Below are 25,800 nucleotides of genomic sequence, written 5' to 3' on the forward strand. Positions count from 1 at the left end.
GGCTCAGTGGATGGTGCCGCCGGGCTTGTCCGACGCCGCGCCGCCGGCCCCCTCGGGCTCGAACGGCACGTGGCGGCCGTCGCTGGACTGGTAGCCCAGTTGCGCATCGGCGCCCAGCATCTTCTCCCACGCGATCATGGCCTGGGCCACCGCATCGGGCGCGCCCTTGAACACCACCACGTCGTTGCCGCAGCCGGGGCATTCGCCGCCGAACACGGCATCGATGCCGGGCAGGCCCGGCACGTCGAGCGCGTCGAATTGCGCGAACGCGGTCTTGCAGTGCCCGCAGACCAGCTGGGCGGGGCGCAAGGCCTCAATCTTTGCGCGTGCCTGTGCCGCACGCTCCTCGGGGGTACCCCGCCGTTTTGCCTCGCCCATGATGTGCCTTCCTTCCCCGTGCTGCCGGTGTGTGTTTGCATCGGCCCCGCCAGTGCGGCGGGACCGTGCCTGTTAGATGCGCAATGCGTGCCGGTGGTGCCCGGCCATTGTCGCAGGTGACGGCCGCGCTGCGTGCGCGCCATCGCCGATCTGCTGCGCTCAGTTGGCATTGTAACCAGCGCGGCGCAGCAAATACCGGGCCGACAGGAACCCGCAGCGCCTGCTATTGTGGATAACGATGCCCCGTGCGGGTGCGGATGCGCCGCTTCCGGCACCACGGGCCTCTCCCTCAACCGGCGCCGACGCTGGTGCAGGTTATTCCCGGTTCCATCCACCTACCCCGAAGGAGGACGTTCCATGATCCGACCCACCGTGCAGGAAAACGCCGCCCGCTACGCCGACTGCATTGCCGCCTGCAATGCCGCAGCCGCTGCCGCACTCAAGTGCGCCGCTGCCTGCCTGGAAGAACAGGACGTGCGCAAGATGGCGCGCTGCATCGCGCTGGACATGGATTGCGCCGGCATCGCCCAGCTGGCCGCGTCCTACATGCTGCGCAACAGCGAGTTCGCGCCGCTGGTGTGCGAAGACTGCGCCGAAGTCTGCAAGTGGTGCAAGGAGGAATGCGAGCACCATGACACCGAGCACTGCCAGGAATGCGCCCGCGCCTGCGCAGCCTGCATGGAGCAGTGCCTGAAGATGACGGCTTAGCGGTCCCCGCCCGCTTCCTGCTGCCCCTGCGGCGGCTCGGCCAGCGCGACGAAGGCATCGATCAGCCTGGCGCCGCGCCGCTCGCGCAGGCAGTAGAGATACTCGTGCAGGCAGGGCGAGGCATCGGTGAAGCCCAGCACGCGCAGGTCCGGATGGCTCGGCACCTCGTGCCGGGCGATCACCGATACGCCCAGGTTGCGTATCACCGCCTCGCGGATCGACTCCCGGCTGCCGATCTCCATCTGCGCGGCGGGGCTCACGCGCGCCTGCGCCAGCATGTCTTCGGTGGCGATGCGCGTGGTCGACCCGAGCTCTCGCATCAGCAGGCGGCAGCCCGCCAGCGCACTGACGGCCACTTCGGTGTGCCCGGCCAGCGCATGGGTGCGGTGCACCACCAGCATCAGCGGGTCCACGCCCAGCAGCACGCGCGACAGGCGCGCATCGTCCACCCGCTGCGACGAGGTGGCAATATCGACGCGGTATTCCTGCAGCGCTTCCAGCACTTCCTGCGAATTTCCGGTCACCACGCTGACATCGATGGCGGGAAAGCGCTCGCTGAAGCCGCGGATCAGCTCCAGCACGTAGTAGGGCGCGGTTGCGCCCACGCGCAGGCTGCCGGTGCGCAGGTCGCCCGAATGGCGCAGGAAGAAGTCGATCTCGGTTTCCTGCTGCACCAGCGCCTCGACGCGCGGCAGCAATGCCAGCCCCGCGTCTGACAGCGCCAGGCGGCGCCCGCCGCGGTGGAACAGCTCGACCCCGTAGGCTTCTTCCAGCGCGCGGATCTGCGCGGTGATGGTGGGCTGCGACAGGCCCAGGCGCTTGGCGGCCTGCGTGACGCTGCCGATGCGGGCCACCATGAAGAAGGACTTGAGCTGGGCGATGAGCATGCGGCCGAGGGATGTCGCTAAGGGCAAGGCAAGGCGGCGAGCGTCTGGGCGCCGGCCGCGGTGAGGCGGTATTCTAATGGACTGCACCAAGCCACCCGGTCCAACCGTCCGCTGCCTTGCATAGGAGTCTGCCCATGTCTGCCCCGTCCACCTCCGCCACCCGCATCGAGAAAGACAGCCTGGGCGACGTGCCCGTGCCCGCCGATCACCTGTGGGGGGCGCAGACCGAGCGCTCGCGCCAGAACTTCCGCATCGGCAACGAGAAGATGCCGCCGGCGCTGATCGAGGCCTTCGCCATCCTGAAGTTGTGCGCGGCGCGCGCCAATGGCGAGCTTGGCGTGCTCAGGCCCGAACTGGCGCACGCGATCGAACAGGCCGCGACCGAAGTCATCGAAGGCCGCCGGCCCGATGAGTTCCCGCTATCGGTCTGGCAGACCGGGTCCGGCACGCAGACCAACATGAACCTGAACGAGGTCATCGCGAACCGCGCCATTCAGTTGCTGGGCGGCAAGGTCGGCAGCAAGACGCCGGTGCACCCCAACGACCACGTCAACGCCAGCCAGTCCTCCAACGACAGCTTCCCCACCGCGATGCATATCGCCGCCACGCGCGCGATCCAGCAGGAACTGCTGCCGGCGCTGGAGCAACTGCAGCAGACCTTTGCGCGCAAGGTGGAAGCCTTTGCCGATATCGTCAAGGTCGGCCGCACCCATTTGCAGGATGCCGTGCCGCTGACGCTGGGGCAGGAGTTCTCGGGCTACATGACGCAAGTGGCCGACGCGCAGTCGCGCCTGCAGCAGGCCATGCTGCGCGCGATGCCGGTGGCGCAGGGCGGCACCGCGGTAGGCACCGGCCTGAACGCCCCGCACGGCTTCGCCGCGGCCTTCGCGCGGGCGCTGGCCGACTACACCGGCCTGCCGTTCGAGCCCGCGCCCAACCGCTATGCGCTGCAGGCCTCGCACGACGCGCTGGCCGACCTGTCTGGCGCGCTTAGCACCACGGCCTCGTCGTTCCTGAAGATCGCGCGCGACTTCATGCTGCTGGGCTCAGGGCCACGCGCCGGCTTTGCCGAGCTGGTGCTGCCGGCCAACGAGCCGGGCTCATCGATCATGCCGGGCAAGGTCAACCCGACCCAGGCCGAGGCGCTGGCGATGGTGTGCTGCCGCGTGATCGGCAACCACACCACGGTGACGCTGGCCAACGGGCTGGGCACGCTTGAGCTGAACGCCTACAAGCCGGTGATCATCTACAGCCTGCTGCAGTCGGTGAGCCTGCTGGCGGGCGCCGCGTCGAGCTTTGCCGAGCATATGGTCGAAGGCGTCGAGGCCGACCGCGAACGCATCGCCGAACTGCTGGAGCGGTCGCTGATGCCGGTGACCGCGCTCAACCCGCATATCGGCTACGACAAGGCCGCGGAGATCGCCAAGCTGGCGGTCAAGCGCAACCTGTCGCTGCGCGAGGCGGCGATTGCGTCGGGGCATGTCACCGAGGCTCAGTTCGCCGAGTGGATCGACCTGAAGGGGATGACGCGGGAGGTGTAGCGGGGGATGTAGCAGAGATGCGCCCCGGCACGGAACCGATCCGCGCCGGGGCAGGCCGGCCTCAGCCGACGAAGGCCTTTTCCAGCACGAAATGGCCGGGATGGCTCATATTGCCTTCGGCGAATCCGCGCTCTTCCAGGATGCCGCGGACGTCCTTGAGCATGTCCGGGCTGCCGCACAGCATGATGCGGTCGTTCTCCAGCGAGAACGGCTCCACGCCCAGGCGCTCGAACAGTTCGCCCGAGGCGATCAGGTCGGTGATGCGGCCGCGGTTGTCGAACTCTTCGCGCGTCACGGTCGGGAAGTACACCAGCTTTTCGCGCACCAGATCGCCCAGGTGCTCGTGCTGCGGCAGGTGTTCCTGGATCAGCTCGCGGTAGGCCAGCTCTTCCACGAAGCGGCAGGTGTGCGTCAGCACGACCTTGTCATAGCGCTCGTAGACCTCCGGATCGCGGATGATCGACAGGAACGGGGCCAGGCCGGTGCCGGTGGCCAGCAGCCACAGCGTCTTGCCGGGCAGCAGGTTGTCCACCAACAGCGTGCCGGTCGGCTTCTTGCCGACGAAGATCTGGTCGCCTTCGCGCAGGTGCTGCAGGCGCGAGGTCAGCGGGCCATCAGGCACCTTGATGCTGAAGAATTCCAGCGTTTCCTCATAGTTGGCGCTGGCGATGCTGTAGGCGCGCAGCAGCGGGCGGCCGTTCACTTCCAGCCCGACCATGGCGAACTGGCCATTTTCAAAGCGAAAACCAGGGTCGCGCGTGCAGGTAAAGCTGAAAAGGGTGTCGGTCCAGTGGTGGACGGAGAGGATGGATTGCTGGTTCAGGTTGCTCATGGCGAAACGCGGGATACAGCGGCAGGATGCAGCGCCAAAGACGGCTGGAAAGGAAGAATTTTAACGCATGCTTGGGGGCGGCGCAGGCGGAGCCTGCGACGCCAGCGCGGGATTTCCGGGATGTGCAATCCGGTGCGGCGCATGCGGCACGCCCGATATTGTTGAGAAATTCTGGCTAATCAAATTGATTTTTGCGCATTTATCCAAAGGCAGCCAACATCCATCATGAGGTCATCTTCCCTTTGCTCCCAAGGAAACTGCCATGACCTCCACCCCAGCAATCTCCCGCCGCGCCGCGCTCGTTACCGGCGCCTCCCGCGGCATCGGCCGCGCCATCGCGTTGCGGCTGGCCGCCGACGGCTTCGACGTGGCCATTGGCTACGCCGGCAACGCCGCCCGGGCCGAAGCGACGGTGGCGGCGGCGCGCGAAACCGGCGTCAATGCCATCGCCATCCAGGGCGATGTGGCGCAGGCGCCAGACGTGGCACGGCTGTTCGATGCCGCACAGCAGGCGTTCGGCCGGCTCGACGTGGTCGTCAACAGCGCCGGCATCATGCAGATGGCGCCGGTTGCGCCGGCCAGCCTGGACGCCTTCGACCAGACCATCACCACCAACCTGCGCGGCGCTTTCCTGCTGCTGGGCGAGGCCGCCGCGCGCCTGGGCGACGGCGGGCGCATCATTGCGCTGTCGACCAGCGTGATCGCGCGCTCCTTCCCCGGATACGGTCCGTATATCGCCGCCAAGGCAGGCGTGGAAGGGCTGGTGCGGGTCCTGGCCAACGAACTGCGCGGGCGCGGCATCACCGTCAATGCGGTAGCGCCGGGGCCGGTCGCGACCGAACTGTTCCTCGATGGCAAATCGGAAGCGCAAGTGGCGCAGCTGTCCAAAGTGGCGCCGCTGGAGCGGCTGGGCACGCCCGAGGACATTGCCGCGGCGGTGTCGTTCCTGGCCGGGCCGGATGGGGCGTGGACCAATGCGCAGGTGGTGCGCGTGAACGGGGGCTTTGCCTGAGCCGTTGCCTGCCGGGCCAGAAGTCAGCCCCCGGGCGTCGGCAAGGACAGATCGCAGCGCAGGCGCGCCAGCGCGTCGCGCGAGTAGCCGTGGCGCACGCGCAGCTGGTGCTCCACGGCGTCGGCCTGGTCCAGGCAGGCGAACACCAGGTCGTCTTTTACGCGCTGCGAAACGCCCTTCAGGCGCGGCGCTTCATACGCGGCCTGGCGCGCGCGGCAGCGCAGGAACAGCAGCGTTTCCTGCGAGGCTGTGATCAGTTGCTCGTGCTCGATCCGCTTGCATTCGACCAGGTCCTGGGCAGGGGCGCTGGCGGCGGCAAAGAGCAAAGGCAGGCACAGCCATCGACGCAACGAGCGGTGCATGGCAAACGGGGGGCGCAGTAGGCCAGTTGAGGGTCCGGCTCGCATCATTGCCCAGACCCGCGCACAGTGCAAGCCACAGCGCACGCAACACCCTGTTGTGGCCGGGCGCCAGACGGGCCGCAGCCGGATTCAGTGTCCAGCCACATGGACAATCGCCCGCAAACCCTGATGGCTGCGTCGACCGGCAGGTCTATGCTGCACCGCAGCACACCCAAGGGGTGGGCAGGTCCGGCGGATCAGGCTACGCTTCGATGGCAAATGCGCCGCAGTGCGCGCCAGTTCACGCCCCAGACCGACGGGCTCCCGCCCGGCCTTCCCCGTGTTCCCCCTTGCCGCCCACCGTTCCGGTGGCCTGCGGCCGCCATGTTTGCGGCATCTGCCGCCAGCACTGCGCAGCGCGACCTGACCCGCGGCTGCCCTGCGCCGCCCTGACTGCAAGACAACAACATGACCGATCTCACCGCTACCCCAGCCCAGACGGCCGCCCCGAGCCGCGAAGAGGTGCGCAAGCGCATCTACGCCATCGTCGCCGCCTCGTCGGGCAACCTGGTCGAATGGTTCGACTTCTACGTCTACGCCTTCTGCGCGATCTACTTCGCGCCGTCGTTCTTCCCCAAGTCCGATCCCACCGCGCAACTGCTGAACACCGCCGGCGTGTTTGCCGCCGGCTTCCTGATGCGGCCCATCGGCGGCTGGCTGTTTGGCACCATCGCCGACCGCCACGGCCGCAAGAACTCGATGCTGATCTCGGTGATCATGATGTGCGCGGGCTCGCTGCTGATCGCCTGCCTGCCCACCTATGACAGCATCGGCAACTGGGCGCCGGCGCTGCTGCTGCTCGCGCGCCTGATCCAGGGCCTGTCGGTCGGCGGCGAATACGGCACCACCGCCACCTATATGAGCGAGGTGGCGCTGCGCGGCCGGCGCGGCTTCTTCTCGTCGTTCCAGTATGTGACGCTAATCGGCGGCCAGTTGCTGGCGGTGCTGGTGGTGGTGATCCTGCAGCAATTGCTGGACGAGGCCGAACTGAAGGCCTGGGGCTGGCGCATCCCGTTCGTGGTCGGCGCGGTCACCGCGGTGGTGGCGCTGTTCCTGCGCCGCACGCTGCACGAGACCTCGTCGGCGGCCACCCGCGGCAGCAAGGAAGCCGGCAGCGTGGCCGCGCTGTTCCGCAACCACAAGGCCGCCTTCTTCACGGTGCTGGGCTATACCGCGGGCGGCTCGCTGATCTTCTACACCTTCACCACGTATATGCAGAAGTACCTGGTCAACACCGCCGGCATGTCAATCAAGACCGCCAGCTATGTGATGACGGGATGCCTGTTCCTGTACATGTGCATGCAGCCGGTGTTCGGCGCGCTGTCCGACCGCATCGGCCGGCGCACCAACATGCTGCTGTTCGGCGCGCTCGGTGCGCTCTGCACGGTGCCGGTCCTGACGGCGCTGGGCACGGTCAGCAGCCCTGAACTCGCCTTCGTGCTGATTGCCGTGGCGCTGGCCATCGTCAGCTTCTACACCTCGATCAGCGGCATCGTGAAGGCCGAGATGTTCCCGCCCGAGGTGCGCGCGCTCGGCGTGGGCCTGGCCTATGCCATCGCCAACGCGATCTTCGGCGGCTCGGCCGAATACGTGGCGCTGGGCATGAAGACGCTCGGTCACGAGACCGCGTTCTACTGGTACGTGACGGCGATGATGGTGATTGCCTTCTTCGTCAGCCTGCGCCTGCCGCGCCAGGCCAAGTACCTGCATCACGAGCATTGATGCGCACCCCGCGGTGCAATGCTGCGGGACGCCGCCACGAGCATGGCAATATACGGGGGCGGCAATCGCCCCCGTCTTTCATTGATCACCCCATGGACCTGAACGCCCTGCGCCTGTTCGTCGACATCGTCGATGCGGGCAACCTGAGCGCGGCCGCGCGCAAGCTCAAGATGACGCGCGCCAATGTGAGCTACCGGCTCAAGGCGCTCGAAGAAGAGCTGGGCGTGCAGCTGCTGCGCCGGACCACGCGCCATGTCGAGCCGACCCCGGTCGGCGCCGGCCTGTACGAGCACGGCCGCAACATCCTGGGCGAAGTGGCGGCCGCCAATGCGCTGATCAGCAATATGGGCAAGAGCTTGCAGGGCCATGTGCGGCTCTCGGTGCCCACAGGGCTGGGGCATACGCTGCTGTCGCCGCTGCTGGTGCTGTTCAAGCAGCGCTATCCCGACATCACGCTTGACGTCATGTTCGACAACCGCGTGCATAACCTGGTGTCCGAGGACGTGGACGTGGCGCTGCGCATTATCTCCACCCCGCCCGATTCGGTGGTCGCCACGGAGATCGGCGAAGTCGACTGGATCGTGTGCGCGTCGCCGGGGTATCTCGCCGCGCATCCCGCGCCGAAGGCACTCACCGGGCTGCAAGGACATGCGATGGTCTGCGCCTCGCCGGTGGGCCAGAAGCTCAAGGCATCGGGCACGCGACTGGATGGCGATGAAGGCCATGACGCGAAAGAATCCCGCGAACAGGTGGTGCTCGAACCGACGCTGACCTCGGAAAACTTTGCCTTCCTGAAGGAATCGGTGCTGGCAGGCCTGGGGATCGGCATTCTCCCGATCTATGCAATCGGCGCCGAACTGGAAAGCGGCGCACTGGTGCCGCTGCTGTGCGACTACCGCATCAGCGTGTTCGGCAGCAAGCTCTACATGCTGACCATGCCCAACCGCTACCAGACGCTGGCCACGCGCTACCTGCTGAACTTCCTGAAGACCGAGCTGCAGGCAGTGTGGCCGCGCCTTCAGCAGCGGCGCCACGGACTATAGTAGGAGCACAAGGATAATCGTCGGCGCATCCGCACCTGAGGAGCTACCATGGCCCTGGCTAGCACGCTTGCAAGCTGCCTGAGCAGCAAGAACACCCAGTACGACATCATCCGCCACCCCTACACCCTCAGCAGCATGGCCACTGCCGAGGCCGCGCATGTTCCCGGGGACCGGCTGGCCAAGACGCTGTTGCTGGAGGATGACCGCGGCTATGTCGCCGCCGTGATTCCTTCAAGCCATCATCTGCACATGGCCGCCATCTGCGAACAGACCGGGCGCAACCTGGTGCTGGCGCATGAGGACGAGATCCGCGAGATCTTCAAGGATTGCGACCTCGGCGCGATCCCGCCGGTGGCAATGGCCTACGGCATGCAGACCTATGTGGACGACAGCCTGATGGCGCAGCCCGACGTGTATTTCGAAGGCGGCGACCACCAGGAACTGGTGCACATGAGCGGCGAGCAGTTCTCGCAGCTGATGTCGGACGCTGGGCACGGGCAGTTTTCGCGCCGCATGATGTAAGCGGCGCTTTTTATTGGCCACTGAACGGCCACCACGCGGGTTGCGAGCCCGCGCGGTGGCCGTTTTGCATGCTGGCGGGCGGGTGATGCAGACGCTTCAGCCTTCAGGCAACGCCGGCACGCTGTCGTCCTTCAGGTCCACGCCCGAGCGGCCCAATGCCGCCGCGCCGCGCAGCAGGAAGGCCAGCCGGTCGGCGGCCTGCGCATACGGCAGGCCTTCGGGGCGCACGTTGGAGATGCAGTTGCGCTCGGCATCGGTGCGGCCCGTGCGCGGCGCATGGGTCAGGTAGATGCCAAGGCTGTCGGGCGAGCTCAGCCCCGGCCGTTCGCCGATCAGCATCACCACCTGGCGCGCGCCAAGCAGCTCGCCGATCTCGTCGCCGAGCGCCACGCGCGACTGCTCGGCCACCACCACCGGGCCGATGCGCCATGTCGGCGGCAAGCGCGCGCGGGTGGCATCGAGCAACGGCAGCGCGTGCGTCAGCGTGGCCAGCGCGGACAGGCCGTCGGCAACCACGAACACCACATCGGGCGCCGCGCCCGGCCGTGCCGCGGCCAGCCGCGCGCGGCTGGCATCGTCCAGGCGCCGGCCCAGGTCGGGGCGCCGCAGGTAGTGCGCGCGGTCCGGCGCCGCGCTGTGCACGGCGAGGTTCTGTACCCCCGCCGCATCCAGCGCCGCGGTGACCGCGCCCACGTCCAGCGGCAGGTGCACCGCATCGCGCGCCTGCGCATGGGCCAGCCCGAAGGCCAGCACCGCATCGGTGGTCTGGCTGTGGCCGGTACGGCCCAGCGCCACGCGCGCGCGCGTGAACTGGCGCAGGCGTTGCCAGGGGTCGGCATCGGCTTGCGGAACGGCGTATGCAGGATCGGCGGGAGGCGGGCGTCTGGCCGTCATCGGCTGCACCTTACAGGCTGTGGGCCATCTGCAGCAGCGGCTGGCGCTCGGCGGGCTCGAGCAGCCTGCCGCTGGCATCGGCAATGCCCATGCGCTGCAGCCAGGCCTCGAACTCCGGCGCGGGGCGCAGCCCCAGCACCTCGCGCAGGTACAGCGCATCGTGGAACGAGGTGCTCTGGTAGTTCAGCATGATGTCGTCGGCGCCGGGCACGCCCATGATGAAATTGATGCCGGCCACGCCGAACAGCGTCAGCAGCGTGTCCATGTCGTCCTGGTCGGCCTCGGCATGGTTGGTGTAGCAGACGTCGCAGCCCATCGGCACGCCCATCAGCTTGCCGCAGAAGTGGTCTTCCAGCCCGGCGCGGATGATCTGCTTGCCGTCGTACAGGTATTCGGGACCGATAAAGCCCACCACCGTATTGACCAGCAGCGGCGAGAACGCGCGCGCCACCGCGTAGGCGCGCGCCTCCATGGTCTGCTGGTCGACGCCATGGTGCGCATTGGCCGACAGCGCGCTGCCCTGCCCGGTCTCGAAGTACATCAGGTTGTCGCCAACGGTGCCGCGCGCCAGCGCCTGCGCGGCGTCGTGCGCCTCGGCCAGCAGCGACAGGCTGATGCCGAAGGCCGCGTTGGCGCGCTCGCTGCCGGCCACCGACTGGAACACCAGGTCCACCGGCGCGCCCTGCCCGATCGCGCGCAGCGTGTTGGTGACATGGGTCAGCACGCAGGATTGCGTGGGAATGTCGAAGCGGCGGCGCAGCTCATCGATCATGCGCAGCAGCGAGACGATGGCGCCCAGGTTGTCCGAGGCCGGGTTGACGCCGATGGTGGCATCGCCGCAGCCATAGAGCAGCCCGTCGATGATCGACGCGGCAATGCCCTTGGGATCGTCGGTCGGGTGGTTGGGCTGCAGCCGCACCGAGAGCCGGCCCGGCAGCCCCACCGTGCTGCGAAAGCGCGTGACCACCTGGCACTTGCGCGCCACCGCCACCAGGTCCTGGTTGCGCATCAGCTTGCTGACCGCGGCGGCCATCTCCGGGGTGATGCCCGGCGCCACCCGCGCCAGCGTGGCGCTGTCGGTTTCATGCAGCAGCAGCCAGTTGCGCAGGTCGCCCACGGTGCTGGCGCCAATGGCGGCAAAGGCCGCGCCATCGTGCCGGTCCAGGATCAGGCGCGTGACCTCGTCGTCCTCATACGGCACCAGCGCCTCGGTCAGGAACTGCTTGAGCGGCACCTCCGCCAGCGCCAGCCGTGCGGCCATCCGCTCCTGCTCGCTGGCCGCGGCAACGCCCGCCAGCGCGTCGCCGGAGCGCGCCGGGCTGGCCCGGGCCAGCAGCGTGCGCAGGTCGGCAAAGGCGTGGCGGTGGGTGCCGATGGTGTGGGTGTAGGCCATACGTTCCGTTCCTGGGCTTTGGGGAAAACGATGACGGCGGGGCGCCAGGCGCCTTGCCGGGCACGATTCCCCCTAATATAGACAGCCTTTGCGTGTGCCGTGATGCCAACATCGCGTCAGCGCACACGGCCTGACTCAGGAACAACATCTGGATCAGCGAGAATTCAGAATAAATTTGAGCAAATTGCATGCCGGAGACCCCGATGAAAGACCCCGACCCGACCACCACCCCGCGCCTGCTGCCGGCCGCGTGGTACAGCGTCGGCACCGTCGCCTACCTGCTGACCGCCCTGGCGCTCTGGACCGTGCTCCACGCCAACCTGGTGGCGGCATTGCTGTCCGGGCTGCTGCTGTATTCGCTGGTGGACGTGCTGGCGCCGCGCCTGAAGCGCCTGCACCAGCGCCACGACGCCCTGGCCGTGGCCATCCTGTCGGCGCTGATCCTGCTGGCGCTGACGCTGGCGGGCTGGCTGCTGGTGCGCTTTGTCAGTGGCGAGGGCAATACCCTGGACGGGCTGCTCAACCATGTGGCGGACATCATCGACCGCTCGCGCGAGCAGATGCCGCCGTGGCTCAGCGATGCGCTGCCCAAGGGCGTGGACGAGCTGGCCAACACGCTGATCGAGACGCTGCGCGAGCATGCCGCGATGGCGCAGAAGCTGGGTGCCGAGGTGCTGCGCACGCTGGTGCATATCCTGATCGGGCTGGTGATCGGCGCGATGGTGGCGCTGTACCGCGCGGTGGCGCGGCCCAACCGCCGGCCACTGGCCGCGGCGCTGGTGGCGCGTGCACGCACGCTGCAGCAGGCGTTCTCGCAGTTCATCTTCGCGCAGATCCAGATCTCCACCATCAACACCGTGCTGACGGCGATCTACCTGCTGCTGGTGCTGCCGCTCTTTGGCGTGCACCTGCCGCTGACCAAGACGCTGCTGGTGATCACCTTCGTGGCCGGGCTGCTGCCGGTGCTGGGCAACCTGATTTCCAACACCGCCATCGTGGTGGCCTCGCTGTCGGTGTCGCTGCCGATCGCGGTGGCGTCGCTGGTGTTCCTGGTGGTGATCCACAAGCTGGAGTACTTCCTGAACGCGCGCATCATCGGTGCGCGCATCCAGGCCGCGGCGTGGGAACTGCTGACGGTGATGCTGCTGATGGAAACGCTGTTCGGCATCCCGGGCGTGATCGCCGGGCCGATCTTCTATGCCTACCTGAAGCGGGAGCTGGCCGGCGCCGGGCTGGTCTGAGTGCCGCAGCCGGCTCGCCGCAGCGGTGGTAGGACCAATGCCGGTTCAGGCGCCGTCCTGCTCCACCCGGCTGCGCACGAAGTCGATATGGGTCTGCATGGCGGTGCGCGCCTCTTCCGGGCGGCGCGCGCAAATCGCATCGCACAGCGTGCGGTGCTGCAGCAACAGCAGGTCTGAGGCGCCGTCGTCCTGTTCGCGCAGGCCGGTGCCGTTGATGGTGATGTGCTCGCGCAGCATGCCGATCACGCTGGTATGCAGGTGCAGGAACATGGTGTTGTGCGAGGCCTGGGCGATGGCGTCATGCAGCTGCGCGTCGGCATCGGCCTCTGCCTGCTTGTCGTCGGCGGCGCGCGCGCGTTCCAGCTCGGCCATCAGGGCGCGGATCCGCTTGACGTCAGCGGCATCCGCGCGCAGCGCCGCAAAATACGCGGTCGCGCCCTCCAGCACGCGGCGGAACTCCAGGATGTCGTCGCGCAGCGCGGGGTGGTCGGCCACCAGCTGGCCCCAGGGCGAGGCAATGCCGGCGCGCAGCTGGTCGGTGGCGTAGACCCCGGCACCGCGCCGGCTCTGCAGGAGGCCGCGCGCGGCCAGCCGCTGGATCGCCTCGCGCACGGTGTTGCGCGCCACCTCGTACTGCCCGGCCAGCACCCGCTCGGCCGGCAGCCGCGTGCCGGGCGGCCAGGTGCCGTCGAGCAGCGCGGTCTCGATCCGGCGCATGACCGACTCCACGCGTCCGCGGGTGCGCCCGTGCCTTGCTGCCGCTGCCGTCATACCGTGTGTCCTCGCTCCTGAGCTTGCGCGTCGCCGTGCAGATTGGTCCAACCAATTTGTACCGCCGCGCGGAAGCGGGAATTATGCGCCGAAACGTGCGACCCCAGCACGTCCGGAGCGAGACATGAAGGATCGTCAGTACCCCACCGGCCCTGCCCCCGCGCAGGCCTACCTGTTTGCCACCTGCCTGGTCGACATGTTCGTGCCGCAGGCCGGCCTCGACGCCGTACGGCTGCTTGAACGCGAAGGGCTCACCGTGCACTTCCCGCGCGGCCAGAGTTGCTGCGGCCAGCCCGCCTACAGCAGCGGCAACCCCGACGCGGCCCGTTCGGTGGCGCGCGCCCAACTCGACCTGTTCAGCCAGCCCTGGCCGGTGATCGTGCCATCAGGCTCGTGCGCGGGCATGATGCGCCACCACTGGCCGCAGCTCTTTGCCGACGATCCGGTGGCCGGCCCCAAGGCGCTGGAACTGGCCGGGCGCATCTATGAGCTGGGCGAGTTCCTGCTGCATGTGCTGAAGGTGGACTTTGGCGATGCCGCGCCAGCGAGCCAGCCGCAGGAGCGCATCGTGCTGCATACCTCGTGCGGCGCCCGTCGAGAAATGGGTACGCGCCAGCACGGCGTGGCCCTGGTCGACGCCTTGCCGGGGGTGACCCGCGTGGAGCATGAGCGCGAGTCCGAGTGTTGCGGCTTCGGCGGCACCTTCTCGCTCAAGCATCCCGATATCTCCGGCGCCATGGTGCGCGACAAGGTGGCCTCGGCCTGCGCCACCGGCTGCGACCGGCTGGTCTCGGCCGACTGCGGCTGCCTGCTGAATATCGGCCATACCGCGGCGCATGACCGCGCCCCGCTGCAGGTGGAGCACCTGGCCACCTTCCTGTGGCGCCGTACCGGAGGTGCCGCATGAGCACGCCTGGCGCCCGCGAACGCATGCTTGGCCGGCTGCGCGCTGCCGCGCCTGCGTCTTCCCCAGACACCGCGGAACTCGACCGCCGCATCGACGGCCATTTCGAGACACGCCGCCACGGCACGCCAGCCGTGGGCGAACTGACCGGCGCGATGCAGGCGGCACTGCAAGGCCTGCATGCCGAGGTCTGGTGCGCCAGCGAGGCGGCCTGGCCGGCATTGCTGGCCACTGAGCTGGCCAATGCCGGCGTGAAGCGCCTGCTGCTTGATCCCGCCAGCCAGGCCGGTGCCGCGCTGGCGGCCGCCTTGCCAGCCCATATCGAAGCCATCGGCTACGACCGCCCGATCGAAGCCTGGAAGGCGGAGCTGTTCGACACCGTCGATGCCGGCTTCACCGTGGCGCGCTCCGGCATTGCCGCCACCGGCACGCTGGTGGTCGCGCCCGATGCTGGCTCGCCGCGCACGGTGTCGCTGGTGCCGCCGCTGCATGTCGCGCTGGTGCGCGCCTCGACCCTGCATGCCGACCTGCACCTGGCCGCGCGCGCCGAGCGCTGGTCCGACGGCATGCCGACCAACCTGGTGCTGATCTCCGGCCCGTCCAAGACCTCCGACATCCAGCAGACGCTGGCCTACGGCGCGCATGGTCCGCGCCGGCTGTGGGTCGTCATCGAGACCGACACCGCGGAGGCCGGGCGATGAGCCAGCACACACTGAATTTTGTTCCGCCGCAGGACTTCAAGGCACGCGCCCGCGAGGCGCTGGACGATCCCAAGCTGCGCCAGAGCTTCCGTGGCGCGATGGACTTCCTGCAGGGCAAGCGCCTGGCGCAGTTCCCTGACGCGGATGAGCTGGAACATCTGCGCGACCTGGGCGAGGCGGTGCGCCAGCACGCGCTGGCCAACCTGCCGGACCTGCTGGTGCAGCTGGAGGCAAAGCTCACCGCTGCCGGCGTGCAGGTGCACTGGGCCGAGAACGCCGACGAAGCCAACGCGATCATCCACCGCATCGCGGCATCGAAGCAGGCGCAGCGCGTGATCAAGGGCAAGTCGATGGCCAGCGAGGAGATCGAGCTGAACCATTACCTGGCCGAGCGCGGCGTGGACTGCATCGAGTCGGACATGGGCGAGTACATCGTCCAGCTGGCCGGCGAAAAGCCCTCGCATATCGTGATGCCGGCGATCCACAAGACCAAGGGCGATATCGCGCAGCTGTTCCAGGCGCATATCCCCGACACGCCCTATACCGAGGATGTCGACGCGCTGATCCAGACCGGCCGCCGTGCGCTGCGCCAGGCCTTTGTCGAAGCGGATATCGGCTTGTCCGGCGTGAACTTCGCCGCCGCCGACACCGGCACGCTGTGGCTGGTGGAGAACGAGGGCAACGGCCGGCTTTCCACCACCGTGCCCGACGTGCATATCGCCATCATGGGCATGGAGAAGGTCGTGGCCCGGCTGGAGCACATCGTGCCGCTGTCCACGCTGCTGACGCGCTCGGCCACCGGGCAGGCCATCACCACCTACTTCAACCTGATCTCCGGGCCGCGCCGGGCGGGCGAGCGCGACGGCCCGCGCGAGGTCCACCTGGTGCTGCTCGACAACGGCCGCACCCAGGCCTATGCCGACACGCAGCTGCGCGCCACGCTGCAATGCATCCGCTGCGGCGCGTGCATGAACCACTGCCCGGTCTACACGCGCATCGGCGGCCACGCCTACGGCACGACCTATCCGGGCCCCATCGGCAAGATCATCTCGCCGCACCTCCTGGGGCTGGACGCCACCGCCGACCTGGCCAGCGCGTCGAGCCTGTGCGGCGCCTGCGGCGAGGTATGCCCGGTACGCATCCCGATCCCGCAACTGCTGGTGCGCTTGCGCACCGAGGCCAACCGCGACCCGGAAGAGCAGGTCGCCAACCCGCTGCGCGGCCAGGGCGCGAAGTACAGCCGCGGCGAGCACCTGGTGTGGCGCTTCTGGAGCGGCGCGTATTCGCACCCGGCGACGTACCGGTTGTTCCGCTGGGCCGCCACGCGGCTGCGCGCGCTGACGCCGGCCAAGCAGATGGGCTGGACGCAGCACCGCACGCCGCTGAAGCCGGCGGCGAAGAGCCTGGCGGATTTGCTGAAGGAGAAGGGACAGCCGGAGTAGGCCTTCACGCAGTGCTTGCAAACAAAACAAAGATTTCCCGAAACACCACCAAAGCAGGAGACTAAACCGTGCAACCCTGGACCCAACTCTATACGCCGCTGGGCAGCCTGTGGCTGTCGTCGCTGGCGGCAGCCATTCCCATCCTGTTCTTCTTCATTGCGCTGGCCGTCTGGCGCATGAAGGGCCATGTCGCCGCGGCCGTGACGCTGCTATTGGCACTGGCCGTGGCGATCTTCGCCTACGGCATGCCCGCGCAGCAGGCGCTGGCCTCGGCCGGCTTCGGTTTTGCCTACGGCCTGTGGCCAATTGCATGGATCATCGTGACCGCGGTGTTCCTCTACAAGATCGTGGTCAAGACCGGCCAGTTCGACGTGATCCGCGCCTCGGTGCTGTCGATCACCGACGACCAGCGCCTGCAGATGCTGCTGATCGGCTTTGCCTTCGGCGCCTTCCTGGAAGGCGCGGCGGGCTTCGGTGCGCCGGTGGCGATCACCGCAGCGCTGCTGGTCGGCCTGGGCTTCAACCCGCTGTATGCGGCGGGCCTGTGCCTGATCGCCAATACCGCGCCGGTGGCGTTTGGCGCGATGGGGATCCCGATCATCGTGGCGGGCCAGGTCACGGGCATCGATCCCTTCCATATCGGCGCGATGGCCGGCCGCCAGCTGCCGCTGTTGTCGCTGCTGGTGCCGTTCTGGCTGGTGTTCATGATGGACGGCGCCAAGGGCGTGCGTGAAACGTGGCCGGCGGCGCTGGTGTGCGGCGGCAGCTTTGCCGTGACGCAGTACTTCACGTCCAACCATATCGGGCCCGAACTGCCGGACATCACTTCGGCACTGGTCAGCCTGGTGTCGCTGGCCGCGTTCCTGAAGGTATGGCAGCCGCGCGGCGCGTCGCAGCGTGCCGGCGGCAATGTCAGCGGCGGCACCGTCGCACTGGCCGGCTTCGGCGGCGGCTTCGGCGGCGCGATGTCCGGGCGCAAGGCGTCGCCCTACACCATGGCGCAGACGCTGCGCGCGTGGGCGCCGTTCGGCATCCTGACCGCCATCGTCACCGTGTGGAGCCTGCAGCCGTTCAAGGCGCTGTTCGCCGCCAACGGCGCGCTGGCGGGCACGGTGCTGAAGTTCAAGATCCCGGGGCTGGACCAGATGGTGATCAAGGCCGCGCCGATCGTGGCCACGCCCAAGGCCTATGACGCGGTGCTGAAGCTCGACCTGCTCTCCGCCGTCGGCACCGCCATCCTGCTGACCGCGCTGATCTCGGCGGTGCTGCTGCGCATGAAGCCGCGCACGCTGCTGGCCACCTTTGCCGAGACCCTGGTGGAACTGGCGCGCCCGGTGCTGTCGATCGGCCTGGTGCTGGCGTTCGCCTTTGTCGCCAACTACTCCGGCATGTCGTCGACACTGGCGCTGCTGCTGGCCGGCACCGGCGCGGCCTTCCCGTTCTTCTCGCCGTTCCTGGGCTGGCTGGGGGTGTTCCTGACTGGCTCTGACACTTCGTCCAATGCACTGTTCTGCGCGCTGCAGAACACCACGGCGCATCAGATCGGCGTGTCGGACACGCTGCTGGTGGCCGCCAACACGACCGGCGGCGTCACGGCCAAGATGATCTCGCCGCAATCCATCGCCGTGGCCTGCGCGGCGACCGGGCTGGTGGGCAAGGAGTCGGAGCTGTTCCGCTTCACGGTCAGGCACGGCCTGCTGTTTGCCGTGATCATCGGCATCATCACGGTGGTGCAGGCTTACCTGTTGCCGGGGATGATCCCGGGGTAACGCGCCGGTCGGCACCGATGGAAAAAAGGCGGCCGTATGGCCGCCTTTTCTTTTGCAACGACGCAACGCCGTGTCTAGTCCAGGAACTCGTTCCCTTCGGTGAGCGGTGCATGCCTGTAGGTGGCCGGCGTCCGGCTCAGCTTGACCGGCGCGCCCAGCCCCTTGTAACCGCCTTCCATCTCCACCACCATTTCGCGGTGCTGTGTATGCGGATGCTGCAAGGCATCGGCCACGGACAGCACTGGCGCGCACGGCACGCCAGCGGCCACCAGTTCGTCGGCCAGCACCTTGCCGTCGAATTCGCGCAGGCTGGCTTCCAGCTCTGCCTTCAGCGCCACGCGATTCACCGAGCGCGCGCCGGCCGTAGCATAACGCTCGTCATCGGCCAGCGCAGGTAGTTGCAGGTGCTCGCACAGGATGCGGAACTGCCGGTCATTGCCCACCGCGAGGAAGATCGGGTCGGTGGCAGTGGCGACGGTGTCGTATGGGTAGATGTTCGGATGCGCGTTGCCGGTGCGCTGCGGCGTCTTGCCGCTCATGAACCAGTTGGCCGCATGTGGATGCAGCAGCGACAGGCCGGAGTCATAGAGCGCGGCCTCGACGAACTGGCCGCGCCCGCTGCGCGCGCGCTCCTGCAGTGCCAGCAGCACGCCGATCACGGCATTCAGGCCGGTCACCATGTCCACCACCGGCAAACCCACGCGCAGCGGATCGCCATCGGCCTCGCCGTTGATGCTCATGATGCCGGACATGGCCTGGATGGCGGCGTCGTAGCCGGGCAGGCCGCCCAGCGGGCCATCGGCGCCGAAGCCGGATACGCGGCAATGGACCAGCCGCGGGAAGCGCGCGGACAGCGTGTCGTAGCCCAGCCCCCACTTCTCCATGGTGCCGGTCTTGAAGTTCTCGACCAGCACGTCGGCCTCGGCCAGCAACGCAAGCAGGACCTCACGATCCGCGTCGGCGGTCAGGTCCAGCCGCATCACGCGCTTGTTGCGGTTCAGGCCGAAGTAGTAAGAGGCCACGCCGTCCTTGAACGGCGGCCCCCAGGTGCGGGTGTCGTCGCCTTGCGGCGGTTCGATCTTGAGCACGTCGGCGCCGTGGTCGCCCAGGATCTGGCCGCAGTACGGGCCGCCCAGGATGCGCGACAGGTCGACCACGCGGATGCCGGCGAGCGCGCCGGGGCTGGTTTGGGTCATGGCTGGTTTTCCTGTGCGGTTCAGTCAAGCTGGGCGCCGGACTTCTGCACCACGGCGCGCCACTTGCCGACCTCAGCCTTGACGAAGCCGCCAAGTTGCTCGGGCGTGGTCGACGGCGCGAACTCCAGGCCCTGCGCCTGCAGGGTCTTGCGCACCTCGGGCTGCTTGAGGGCATCGGCAAAGGCGCGGTTGAGCTTGCCGATCACTTCGGGCGGCGTGCCGGCGGGTGCGACCACGCCGAAGAACACCGATACGTCAAACCCGGGAACGCCCTGCTCGGCCACGGTCGGCACCTCCGGCAGCGCCTGCGAGCGCGCCTTGGTGGTGACGCCCAGCGCGCGCACCTTGCCGCTCTTGATGAAGGGCATCGCGGTGAGCACGTCGGTGAAGGTCATGCTGACCTGACCGCCCAGCAGGTCGTTCAGCGCGGGGCCGGTGCCCTTGTACGGGATGTGCTGGAAATCGGTGCCGGTGACGTTGTTGAACAGCACCCCGGCCAGGTGCGACGACGCGCCGTTGCCGGACGAGGCATAGGTCAGCTTGCCCGGGTGCGCCTTGCCATAGGCGATCAGCTCCGTGACGTTCTTCGCCGGCACGGTCGGGTTGACCACCAGCACATTGGGCAGCTGGCCGATCTGGATCACCGGCGCGAAGCTCTTGACCGGGTCGTAGTTGATCTTGCGGTACAGGCTCACGTTGATCGCCAGCGGCGCCGAGGTGCCGAACATCAGCGTGTAGCCGTCGGGCTCGGCGCGCGCCACCACCTCGGCGCCGATATTGCCGCCAGCGCCGGCGCGGTTTTCCACCACCACCGGCTGGCCCAGGCTGGTCTTGAGCGCGGCGGCAAGCGTGCGCGCCATGGCGTCGGTGGGGCCGCCCGGCGGGTAGGTGACGACCATCATGATCGGCTTGGACGGAAAGTCCTTCTGCGCGAAGGCGGGGGCGATACAGAGCGAGCAGGCGGCGATGGCCGCTACGCGGTGCCAGAGTTTCATGGCGTTGTCTCCTGGGTATGGGACGTCTCCCGCTGATGGCGGGATGGTGTTGCGGGGGATTGGTGCCGGACGTGGATCCGGTCAGAACACGTTGACCTGGTCGACCGCGCCGGCGGCGCGCACCGTGCCGTCAGCCGGTGCGACGGTCTCGGCCAGCCACTCGGGCTCGGCCCGCGCGGCCAGCGGGTCCTGCGGCAGCACGCGATGGCGCAGCACCAACTGCGCCAGCCGCATGCGGCGCACCGAGCCGATGCGCCCGGCCTCCCAGGCCATCGCCACCGCGCTGGTGACGTGGTACAGCGCCGAGGCCGCCTGGCGCGCCAGCAGCTCGCCGTCGGCGCCGGCCTCGGCGGCCTGCGCGGCCAGCTTCGCCGCCGCGGCGATGGCGCCTTCGAACACGGCGCGCGCCGCCGCATGCATCGGCGTATCGGCCAGCAGGCCGGCCAGGTGCGCCTGCAGCACCGGCAGCGCGCCTTCACGGCGAACCGCGCGCAGCACGTCGAGCGCAACGATATTGCTGGTGCCTTCCCAGATCGAGCCGAGATGGGCATCGCGCACCAGGCGCGGATCGCTCCATTCCTCGATATAGCCGCAGCCGCCGCGGATCTCCATGGCGTCGCCGGTGACCTTGCGCGCGTCGCGGCAGGCGCGGAACTTGATCAGCGGCGTCAGGATGCGCATCAGCGGGTAGGCGTCGGCCTCGCCAGCATCGGCGCGGCGCAGTGCTTCGGCGGTCTGGAACACCATGGTGCGGGCCTGCTCGGTGGGCAGGGTCAGCTTGAGCAGCTGGCGGCGCATCAGCGGCATGTCTTGCAGGCGCTTGCCGAAGGCCTGGCGCTCGCGCGCGATGAACAGGCCCTCGGTCAGCGCGCGGCGCATCAGGCCGGCGGCGCGCACGCCGTTGGACAGGCGCGAGTTGTTGATCATGTCAGCCATCTGCACGAAGCCGCGGCCGGGTTCGCCGACCAGCCAGGCATGCGCGCCTTCCAGCCGGATCTCGCCGCTGGCCATCGAGCGCGTGCCCAGCTTGTCCTTCAGGCGGATGATGCGGTAGTGGTTGTCGCTGCCATCGGCCAACTTGCGCGGCAGCAGGAACAGCGACACGCCCTTGTGGCCCGGCACGGCGTTGCCGGCCTCATCCTCCACGCGGGCCAGCACCATCGCCAGCGCGGCGTCGGGGTTGGAGCAGAACCACTTGTCGCCCAGCAGGCGCCAGCCGCCCTCGGCCGAAGCGTCGCGCACCGCGCGGGTGGCGGTGGCGGCGACGTCGGAGCCGGCGCCCTGCTCGGTCATGAACATCGCGCCCTGGTAGAGATCATCGAAGACCTGGGTGATCAGGTTGGGCAGAAAGCGCTCGACCAGCGCCGGGTCGCCAAACTTGCGCAGCGTGCGCGTCAGCGAATCAGTCATCGACAGCGGGCAGCACAGGCCGAACTCGGCCTGCACAAACAGATATGTGAGTGCGTACTTAGCCGCTGGCGGCATGGGCTTGTCCCAGCCCAGCACCCCGCCGCGGTGCGACGCCGCCGCCAGGCCGAATTCGGCAAAGGCCACACGCTCCATCTCCACATAGGCCGGATGCTTGTCGATGCGCTGCGCATCCACGCCCGCGCGGGTACGGTAGGTGAGTTCGGGGGGATGGCGGTCGGCCGCGCCGGCCAGTTCATCGAGCACGCCGCCGGCCAGCACACCCATGCGCTCCAGGTGCGGCAGCAGGTGGTTGAACAGGTCGGACGGCAGGTAGAGCGGCAGCAGCGCGCGCAGGTCCGGGTCGGCGGCAAACAGGCTGCCGCCCTGGCGGTCGGGTACCGGGTGGGCAGCGGCCGGTGCGGTGGAGTGGGCTTGAAGTGTGGTGTCGCGCACGGCGCTGGACGGCATGGCTGGTCTCCTGGAATTGGCTGGTGCCGGCTTGCGGCCCCTTTGGCCTCCATTATTGGAACCCCAAGGATTCGCGTCTAATTCTAAAATTGGCTTGATCCATATAATTTCTGTATCGCCATGGAATTCCGCCACCTGCGTTACTTCCTCGTGCTGGCCGAGGAACTGCACTTCGGCCGGGCCGCGCGCCGGCTTGCCATTTCCCAGCCGCCGCTGTCGCTCAATATCCAGCAGCTGGAGGCCTCGGTCGGGGCGCGGCTGTTCGACCGCGACAGCCGCGGCGTGCGCCTGACCGCGGCCGGGCGGGCCTTCCGCGAATCGGCCATGGCGCTGCTGGCGCAGGCCGAGGCGGCGCGGGTGCTGGCACGCGAAATCGAGGCAGGCGCGGTCGGGCGGCTGCGGGTGGGCTTTGTCGGCTCGATGCTGTATCGCGGGCTGCCGCAGACACTGCGCGCGTTCCAGGCGGCCTATCCGGGCATCCAGGTGGCGCTGACCGAGCTCAACTCACAGGAGCAGATCGACGCGCTGCTGCATGACGAGCTCGACGCGGCCTTTATCCACACCGGCCGCGTGCCGGACACGCTGCAGGCAACGCTGGTGCACAGCGAGCCCTTTGTCTGCTGCCTGCCGGCCGACCATGCGCTGGCCGCGCTCCCTGAGTTGCCGCTGGCGGGGTTGCGCGGCGAGCCGTTCGTGCTGTTCTCGCGCAAGGCCTCGCCGGACTACTACAGCCGGATCTTCGACATGTGCGCGGCGCAGGGCTTCTACCCGCAGATCCGGCATGAGGTCCGGCACTGGCTGTCGGTGGTCTCGCTGGTATCGCAGGGGATGGGCGTGGCGGTGGTGCCGGCGGCGCTGGCGCGCTCCGGCATGGCCGGGGCCGCGTTCCGGCCGCTGGCCGATGCGGCGGTGCGCTCGGAGGTCTACTGCGCGTGGAAGACGGCACCGGACCATCCGGCGCGCGATCACTTTGTGGGCATGGTGCGGGAGATGACAGCCGCCGCCCAGGGCAGCCACAAAGAAAAAGCCACCGGTCCATAGACCGATGGCTTGTGAAGTACGCGTGGAACGGGGTGTTCAGCGTGCTTGGAGCTTAACCCTGCCCGCTTACGGCATCCAATAACGCAAATGTAGTAATTGATCGGCGCTGCATGAAGCTGGTTGCATTCGGCTTCGCAAAGCCGAACTGCATCGGGCTGAATGCATGCGCATGCCTTCCACTCATTTGCCCAATATTGTCGCCAAATGTCCACACATTGCCACACGCTCGTATGACGGCGTGGCGCTTAACACTTTTAGCATTTAATCCGCACGGCAACGCAGAAGTGACTTGAGAGGCCCGCCCCCCTGCCGGCCACTGACCATGGAGCTAGCTGTGCAAAACAAGAAAAACGCCCCTCCGAGTCGCCCGCGCTCGCTGGCGCTGGCCATTTCGCCCGCGCTGTTTATCGCCACGCTGGCCCGTCACCTGCTCCGGCACGCTGGCGCCGCGCGTGAACGCGGTGATTGGCAGCACCGGCGTAACCATCGACGTGGCCCCCCATCAGCGTCGACACCGGCAGCCAGATCACGCACAACGGCACGCTGACCCTGACCGGGGGTGGCGGCACGGGCACCAACCGTGCCGCCGGGCTGCTTGGCACGGGCAACGGCAACACCATCACCAACGGCAGCCAGGGCACCATCACCACCACGGGCGCGTTCAATGACGGCATGGCGGCGAACGGCAGCGACAACCGCCTGACCAACCAGGGCACCATCATCACCGCCGGGCCCAATTCCTATGGCATGCGCGCGGCGTGGGGCCAGACCAACGTGGGCCAGTCAGGCAATACGCTGACCAATACCGGGTCAATCACGACCACCTGCAGCCCGCGGCATGTCGATCCTTGGCGGCAGCGGTACCGTGGTCAACCAGGGCTCGGTGCTGGTCACCGGCCAGAACAGCCCCGGCGTCTTCATGCAGGGCAACAGCAACCGCCTGATCAACAGCGGTGTGATCGAGGCGCGTGGGGGCAACTCGGTGCCCCCACTGTCGCCCAACGGGGTGTTTTCCAACACGGCCAGCGCCGGCTTCACGGCAACCATCGAGAACCTCCCCGGCGGGCAGATCATCAGCCGGCAGGGCTTTGCGGTGCGCACGCTCAACGGCGCCAGCACGCTGATCAACGCCGGCCTGCTGCAGAGCGATGTCGGCCAGGCAGTGGACATGGGCACCGGCGCCAACACCTTGATCCTGCAGACCGGCTCGGTGATCCGCGGCTCGGCCAGCGGCGGCGGCAACCCGGCGACGCGGCTGGTCCTGCAGGGCAGCGGTTCGGCCGACAACGCTTTCCTGAACTTCCCGACGCTGATCATGGAAGGCAGCGACTGGGCCTGGGCGGGCAGCGGCACCTTCGCCACGCTTGCCTGACCATCGATCCGCGTTCATCACGCGGCGTTGGCGCCACCGCGCATGGCAGCGCTGTCTGCCTTGCTGGAGGCCGGCCTGCCGATGCCGCTCGGCCGCGTGACGGCGGAGCCGCAGGCACAGCTGGTGTGGCAACACCTGTCGGTCAATGACCTGGACGACGGCATTTCCAGCGTAGCGTTCCGCAACGCCAACGGCTGGCTGGGCCGGGTCGGGGTGCGGGTGGAGACACAACTGCAGCGCAGCGGCGTGACCTGGCTGCCCTGCCTGCGTGCCAATGTGCTGAAGAGCTTCGGCGGCACCGACCAGACCGTCTTTGCCGGCACCGACGCAATCGGCACCGCGGTTGCCAGCACCGCCGCGCAACTGGGGCTGGGCGTGGCCGCGCGCATGAACCGCAGCCTCAGCCTGCACGCGACCGCCGCCTACACCACCAACCTCGATACCGCCACGCGCAACAGCCTGTCCGGCTATTGCGGCGCGCGCTGGAGCTGGTAGCGGCACAGGGGGGCGATCGGGCATCGCCCCCCCTGTGCGACAAAGCCGTTCAGTCGGGCCGCCGTCGGCCCCGCTCGTGCGGGAATGACGGCAGGCCAAGAAACGTTACCTGGGCAGCATTACCCGCCCGCGCACCCCCATTCACCCCCACCCCGAGCGGTTATCATTTGCCTCCTGCGGCGCACTGACGCGGCAGTTGGCCGGCGTGCCCGCCCTTTGAGGGGGGCAACGTCATGCCTTATTTGCGATACAATGAAAACGATTTTCATTTACACACCCCGGCGTGGTCGCGCTGACCGCTTGGCGGCAGACCGCGCCACGGACTGGAAGCATGATGCGGTTGTCTGAACTTCCACGGCGTACGCCCGCCGTTGTGCAATCGGTGGACGACGCCACCCCGGGAGACCCGGTCGCGCGCCGCCTGCGCGAACTGGGCTTCGTCCCCGGTGAAGCCGTGCAGATCATCGCCTACGGCCCCTTCGGCATGGACCCGCTGGTGGCGCAGGTAGGCTTCACCCGCTTTGCGCTGCGCCGCTCGGAAGCGGCGCGCATCGGCGTAGAGGTCGCCAGCGCCTCGGTCACCAGCATCGCCCCCGCCACGCAGGGCGGCGACCAGACCGCCAAACCGTCCGCAAAACGGACTGCCTGAGCCTTCCCCCGGA

At 68.2% G+C, this 25,800-nt stretch carries 26 protein-coding genes; 15 read left to right on the forward strand and 11 right to left on the reverse strand.

Annotated features, from left to right (window positions below; genetic code table 11):
- Nucleotides 1-3 precede the first annotated feature (3 nt).
- Nucleotides 4-378, reverse strand: coding sequence for a hypothetical protein (locus tag RS901_RS20970; RefSeq protein WP_010814047.1), 375 nt, complete (start codon nucleotides 376-378; stop codon nucleotides 4-6).
- A 357-nt stretch (nucleotides 379-735) separates the two neighbouring features.
- Between RS901_RS20970 and RS901_RS20975 the strand changes: the two genes are divergently transcribed.
- On the forward strand, nucleotides 736-1,086 hold the full coding sequence (locus tag RS901_RS20975; protein WP_018313755.1) for a four-helix bundle copper-binding protein: 351 nt from the start codon (nucleotides 736-738) through the stop codon (nucleotides 1,084-1,086).
- On the opposite strand, the gene RS901_RS20980 is transcribed toward RS901_RS20975, so the two are convergent.
- The gene (locus RS901_RS20980) at nucleotides 1,083-1,973 is read right to left on the reverse strand and encodes a LysR family transcriptional regulator (RefSeq protein WP_316155404.1); all 891 of its coding nucleotides are present in this window, start codon (nucleotides 1,971-1,973) and stop codon (nucleotides 1,083-1,085) included. The genes RS901_RS20975 and RS901_RS20980 overlap by 4 nt on opposite strands.
- Before the next feature lie 134 nt (nucleotides 1,974-2,107).
- Here RS901_RS20980 and fumC point away from each other — a divergent pair, with 134 nt between their 5' ends.
- Nucleotides 2,108-3,514, forward strand: a complete 1,407-nt coding sequence (fumC, locus tag RS901_RS20985; RefSeq protein ID WP_316155406.1) for a class II fumarate hydratase — start codon at nucleotides 2,108-2,110, stop codon at nucleotides 3,512-3,514.
- Nucleotides 3,515-3,575: 61 nt separating this feature from the next.
- Here the strand turns inward: fumC and RS901_RS20990 are convergent, their stop codons facing one another.
- Complete coding sequence (locus RS901_RS20990; protein WP_018313758.1) at nucleotides 3,576-4,346, reverse strand: ferredoxin--NADP reductase; 771 nt, start codon at nucleotides 4,344-4,346, stop codon at nucleotides 3,576-3,578.
- Between the two features lie 262 nt (nucleotides 4,347-4,608).
- On the opposite strand from RS901_RS20990, the gene RS901_RS20995 reads away from it, so the two are divergent.
- Nucleotides 4,609-5,358, forward strand: a complete 750-nt coding sequence (locus RS901_RS20995) for an SDR family oxidoreductase (protein ID WP_316155409.1) — start codon at nucleotides 4,609-4,611, stop codon at nucleotides 5,356-5,358.
- A 23-nt stretch (nucleotides 5,359-5,381) separates the two neighbouring features.
- On the opposite strand, the gene RS901_RS21000 is transcribed toward RS901_RS20995, so the two are convergent.
- Nucleotides 5,382-5,720 carry a hypothetical protein gene (locus tag RS901_RS21000; protein WP_316155411.1) on the reverse strand — a complete coding sequence of 113 codons (339 nt, stop codon included), beginning with the start codon at nucleotides 5,718-5,720 and terminating at the stop codon, nucleotides 5,382-5,384.
- Nucleotides 5,721-6,167: 447 nt separating this feature from the next.
- On the opposite strand from RS901_RS21000, the gene RS901_RS21005 reads away from it, so the two are divergent.
- The 3 genes from RS901_RS21005 to RS901_RS21015 all read left to right on the forward strand — a co-directional run bounded on the left by RS901_RS21005 (nucleotide 6,168) and on the right by RS901_RS21015 (nucleotide 9,046).
- On the forward strand, nucleotides 6,168-7,481 hold the full coding sequence (locus RS901_RS21005; protein WP_316155414.1) for an MFS family transporter: 1,314 nt from the start codon (nucleotides 6,168-6,170) through the stop codon (nucleotides 7,479-7,481).
- Between the two features lie 92 nt (nucleotides 7,482-7,573).
- Nucleotides 7,574-8,524 carry a LysR family transcriptional regulator gene (locus RS901_RS21010; protein WP_316155416.1) on the forward strand — a complete coding sequence of 317 codons (951 nt, stop codon included), beginning with the start codon at nucleotides 7,574-7,576 and terminating at the stop codon, nucleotides 8,522-8,524.
- Between the two features lie 48 nt (nucleotides 8,525-8,572).
- Nucleotides 8,573-9,046, forward strand: a complete 474-nt coding sequence (locus RS901_RS21015; protein WP_018313763.1) for an aminoacyl-tRNA deacylase — start codon at nucleotides 8,573-8,575, stop codon at nucleotides 9,044-9,046.
- A 96-nt stretch (nucleotides 9,047-9,142) separates the two neighbouring features.
- Here the strand turns inward: RS901_RS21015 and eutC are convergent, their stop codons facing one another.
- The gene (gene eutC / locus RS901_RS21020; RefSeq protein ID WP_316155418.1) at nucleotides 9,143-9,940 is read right to left on the reverse strand and encodes an ethanolamine ammonia-lyase subunit EutC; all 798 of its coding nucleotides are present in this window, start codon (nucleotides 9,938-9,940) and stop codon (nucleotides 9,143-9,145) included.
- 10 nt (nucleotides 9,941-9,950) lie between these two features.
- Nucleotides 9,951-11,333, reverse strand: coding sequence for an ethanolamine ammonia-lyase subunit EutB (locus RS901_RS21025; RefSeq protein ID WP_316155420.1), 1,383 nt, complete (start codon nucleotides 11,331-11,333; stop codon nucleotides 9,951-9,953).
- A gap of 203 nt (nucleotides 11,334-11,536) precedes the next feature.
- Here RS901_RS21025 and RS901_RS21030 point away from each other — a divergent pair, with 203 nt between their 5' ends.
- Nucleotides 11,537-12,574 carry a hypothetical protein gene (locus RS901_RS21030; RefSeq protein ID WP_316155423.1) on the forward strand — a complete coding sequence of 346 codons (1,038 nt, stop codon included), beginning with the start codon at nucleotides 11,537-11,539 and terminating at the stop codon, nucleotides 12,572-12,574.
- A 45-nt stretch (nucleotides 12,575-12,619) separates the two neighbouring features.
- On the opposite strand, the gene RS901_RS21035 is transcribed toward RS901_RS21030, so the two are convergent.
- A complete protein-coding gene (locus RS901_RS21035; protein ID WP_010814059.1) occupies nucleotides 12,620-13,291 on the reverse strand; it encodes a FadR/GntR family transcriptional regulator in 672 nt (223 codons plus the stop codon).
- Between the two features lie 178 nt (nucleotides 13,292-13,469).
- Here RS901_RS21035 and RS901_RS21040 point away from each other — a divergent pair, with 178 nt between their 5' ends.
- The 4 genes from RS901_RS21040 to RS901_RS21055 all read left to right on the forward strand — a co-directional run bounded on the left by RS901_RS21040 (nucleotide 13,470) and on the right by RS901_RS21055 (nucleotide 18,161).
- Nucleotides 13,470-14,252 (forward strand): (Fe-S)-binding protein, encoded by a 783-nt coding sequence (locus RS901_RS21040; protein ID WP_316155426.1) that lies wholly within the window; start codon nucleotides 13,470-13,472, stop codon nucleotides 14,250-14,252.
- Complete coding sequence (locus RS901_RS21045; protein ID WP_316155428.1) at nucleotides 14,249-14,950, forward strand: LutC/YkgG family protein; 702 nt, start codon at nucleotides 14,249-14,251, stop codon at nucleotides 14,948-14,950. Before RS901_RS21040 ends, RS901_RS21045 begins: the two co-directional genes overlap by 4 nt.
- Nucleotides 14,947-16,392: a LutB/LldF family L-lactate oxidation iron-sulfur protein gene (locus tag RS901_RS21050; protein WP_316155430.1), complete on the forward strand. Its 1,446-nt coding sequence runs from the start codon at nucleotides 14,947-14,949 to the stop codon at nucleotides 16,390-16,392. The genes RS901_RS21045 and RS901_RS21050 overlap by 4 nt, the downstream gene beginning before the upstream one ends.
- A 68-nt stretch (nucleotides 16,393-16,460) precedes the next feature.
- A complete protein-coding gene (locus RS901_RS21055; RefSeq protein ID WP_316155433.1) occupies nucleotides 16,461-18,161 on the forward strand; it encodes a lactate permease LctP family transporter in 1,701 nt (566 codons plus the stop codon).
- A gap of 74 nt (nucleotides 18,162-18,235) precedes the next feature.
- Here RS901_RS21055 and RS901_RS21060 read toward each other — a convergent pair whose 3' ends face one another.
- From RS901_RS21060 to RS901_RS21070, 3 genes are all read right to left on the reverse strand, one after another.
- Complete coding sequence (locus RS901_RS21060) at nucleotides 18,236-19,357, reverse strand: CoA transferase (protein ID WP_316155435.1); 1,122 nt, start codon at nucleotides 19,355-19,357, stop codon at nucleotides 18,236-18,238.
- A gap of 20 nt (nucleotides 19,358-19,377) precedes the next feature.
- Nucleotides 19,378-20,352: a tripartite tricarboxylate transporter substrate binding protein gene (locus RS901_RS21065; RefSeq protein ID WP_316155437.1), complete on the reverse strand. Its 975-nt coding sequence runs from the start codon at nucleotides 20,350-20,352 to the stop codon at nucleotides 19,378-19,380.
- Nucleotides 20,353-20,433: 81 nt separating this feature from the next.
- Nucleotides 20,434-22,230 (reverse strand): acyl-CoA dehydrogenase family protein, encoded by a 1,797-nt coding sequence (locus tag RS901_RS21070; protein WP_316155440.1) that lies wholly within the window; start codon nucleotides 22,228-22,230, stop codon nucleotides 20,434-20,436.
- Nucleotides 22,231-22,350: 120 nt separating this feature from the next.
- Between RS901_RS21070 and RS901_RS21075 the strand changes: the two genes are divergently transcribed.
- Nucleotides 22,351-23,271, forward strand: coding sequence for a LysR substrate-binding domain-containing protein (locus RS901_RS21075; RefSeq protein ID WP_316155443.1), 921 nt, complete (start codon nucleotides 22,351-22,353; stop codon nucleotides 23,269-23,271).
- Nucleotides 23,272-23,675: 404 nt separating this feature from the next.
- Here RS901_RS21075 and RS901_RS21080 read toward each other — a convergent pair whose 3' ends face one another.
- The gene (locus tag RS901_RS21080) at nucleotides 23,676-23,993 is read right to left on the reverse strand and encodes a hypothetical protein (RefSeq protein WP_316155445.1); all 318 of its coding nucleotides are present in this window, start codon (nucleotides 23,991-23,993) and stop codon (nucleotides 23,676-23,678) included.
- Nucleotides 23,994-24,109: 116 nt separating this feature from the next.
- Between RS901_RS21080 and RS901_RS21085 the strand changes: the two genes are divergently transcribed.
- From RS901_RS21085 to RS901_RS21095, 3 genes are all read left to right on the forward strand, one after another.
- Nucleotides 24,110-24,643, forward strand: a complete 534-nt coding sequence (locus tag RS901_RS21085) for a hypothetical protein (RefSeq protein WP_316155447.1) — start codon at nucleotides 24,110-24,112, stop codon at nucleotides 24,641-24,643.
- Nucleotides 24,644-24,685: 42 nt separating this feature from the next.
- On the forward strand, nucleotides 24,686-25,138 hold the full coding sequence (locus tag RS901_RS21090) for an autotransporter outer membrane beta-barrel domain-containing protein (protein WP_316155449.1): 453 nt from the start codon (nucleotides 24,686-24,688) through the stop codon (nucleotides 25,136-25,138).
- A 334-nt stretch (nucleotides 25,139-25,472) separates the two neighbouring features.
- Nucleotides 25,473-25,787, forward strand: a complete 315-nt coding sequence (locus RS901_RS21095) for a FeoA family protein (RefSeq protein ID WP_035820831.1) — start codon at nucleotides 25,473-25,475, stop codon at nucleotides 25,785-25,787.
- Nucleotides 25,788-25,800: the final 13 nt, after the last annotated feature.

This window comes from Cupriavidus sp. BIC8F, assembly GCF_032465815.1.
Classification (GTDB): domain Bacteria; phylum Pseudomonadota; class Gammaproteobacteria; order Burkholderiales; family Burkholderiaceae; genus Cupriavidus; species Cupriavidus necator.

Bases quoted from the DNA above. Each gene is read 5' to 3' on its own strand.
- RS901_RS20970 (WP_010814047.1), bottom strand. From the start codon at position 378: ATGGGCGAGGCAAAACGGCGGGGTACCCCCGAGGAGCGTGCGGCACAG.
- RS901_RS20975 (WP_018313755.1), top strand. From the start codon at position 736: ATGATCCGACCCACCGTGCAGGAAAACGCCGCCCGCTACGCCGACTGC.
- RS901_RS20980 (WP_316155404.1), bottom strand. From the start codon at position 1,973: ATGCTCATCGCCCAGCTCAAGTCCTTCTTCATGGTGGCCCGCATCGGC.
- fumC (WP_316155406.1), top strand. From the start codon at position 2,108: ATGTCTGCCCCGTCCACCTCCGCCACCCGCATCGAGAAAGACAGCCTG.
- RS901_RS20990 (WP_018313758.1), bottom strand. From the start codon at position 4,346: ATGAGCAACCTGAACCAGCAATCCATCCTCTCCGTCCACCACTGGACC.
- RS901_RS20995 (WP_316155409.1), top strand. From the start codon at position 4,609: ATGACCTCCACCCCAGCAATCTCCCGCCGCGCCGCGCTCGTTACCGGC.
- RS901_RS21000 (WP_316155411.1), bottom strand. From the start codon at position 5,720: ATGCACCGCTCGTTGCGTCGATGGCTGTGCCTGCCTTTGCTCTTTGCC.
- RS901_RS21005 (WP_316155414.1), top strand. From the start codon at position 6,168: ATGACCGATCTCACCGCTACCCCAGCCCAGACGGCCGCCCCGAGCCGC.
- RS901_RS21010 (WP_316155416.1), top strand. From the start codon at position 7,574: ATGGACCTGAACGCCCTGCGCCTGTTCGTCGACATCGTCGATGCGGGC.
- RS901_RS21015 (WP_018313763.1), top strand. From the start codon at position 8,573: ATGGCCCTGGCTAGCACGCTTGCAAGCTGCCTGAGCAGCAAGAACACC.
- eutC (WP_316155418.1), bottom strand. From the start codon at position 9,940: ATGACGGCCAGACGCCCGCCTCCCGCCGATCCTGCATACGCCGTTCCG.
- RS901_RS21025 (WP_316155420.1), bottom strand. From the start codon at position 11,333: ATGGCCTACACCCACACCATCGGCACCCACCGCCACGCCTTTGCCGAC.
- RS901_RS21030 (WP_316155423.1), top strand. From the start codon at position 11,537: ATGAAAGACCCCGACCCGACCACCACCCCGCGCCTGCTGCCGGCCGCG.
- RS901_RS21035 (WP_010814059.1), bottom strand. From the start codon at position 13,291: ATGCGCCGGATCGAGACCGCGCTGCTCGACGGCACCTGGCCGCCCGGC.
- RS901_RS21040 (WP_316155426.1), top strand. From the start codon at position 13,470: ATGAAGGATCGTCAGTACCCCACCGGCCCTGCCCCCGCGCAGGCCTAC.
- RS901_RS21045 (WP_316155428.1), top strand. From the start codon at position 14,249: ATGAGCACGCCTGGCGCCCGCGAACGCATGCTTGGCCGGCTGCGCGCT.
- RS901_RS21050 (WP_316155430.1), top strand. From the start codon at position 14,947: ATGAGCCAGCACACACTGAATTTTGTTCCGCCGCAGGACTTCAAGGCA.
- RS901_RS21060 (WP_316155435.1), bottom strand. From the start codon at position 19,357: ATGACCCAAACCAGCCCCGGCGCGCTCGCCGGCATCCGCGTGGTCGAC.
- RS901_RS21065 (WP_316155437.1), bottom strand. From the start codon at position 20,352: ATGAAACTCTGGCACCGCGTAGCGGCCATCGCCGCCTGCTCGCTCTGT.
- RS901_RS21070 (WP_316155440.1), bottom strand. From the start codon at position 22,230: ATGCCGTCCAGCGCCGTGCGCGACACCACACTTCAAGCCCACTCCACC.
- RS901_RS21075 (WP_316155443.1), top strand. From the start codon at position 22,351: ATGGAATTCCGCCACCTGCGTTACTTCCTCGTGCTGGCCGAGGAACTG.
- RS901_RS21080 (WP_316155445.1), bottom strand. From the start codon at position 23,993: ATGATGGTGCCCTGGTTGGTCAGGCGGTTGTCGCTGCCGTTCGCCGCC.
- RS901_RS21085 (WP_316155447.1), top strand. From the start codon at position 24,110: ATGTCGATCCTTGGCGGCAGCGGTACCGTGGTCAACCAGGGCTCGGTG.
- RS901_RS21090 (WP_316155449.1), top strand. From the start codon at position 24,686: ATGGCAGCGCTGTCTGCCTTGCTGGAGGCCGGCCTGCCGATGCCGCTC.
- RS901_RS21095 (WP_035820831.1), top strand. From the start codon at position 25,473: ATGCGGTTGTCTGAACTTCCACGGCGTACGCCCGCCGTTGTGCAATCG.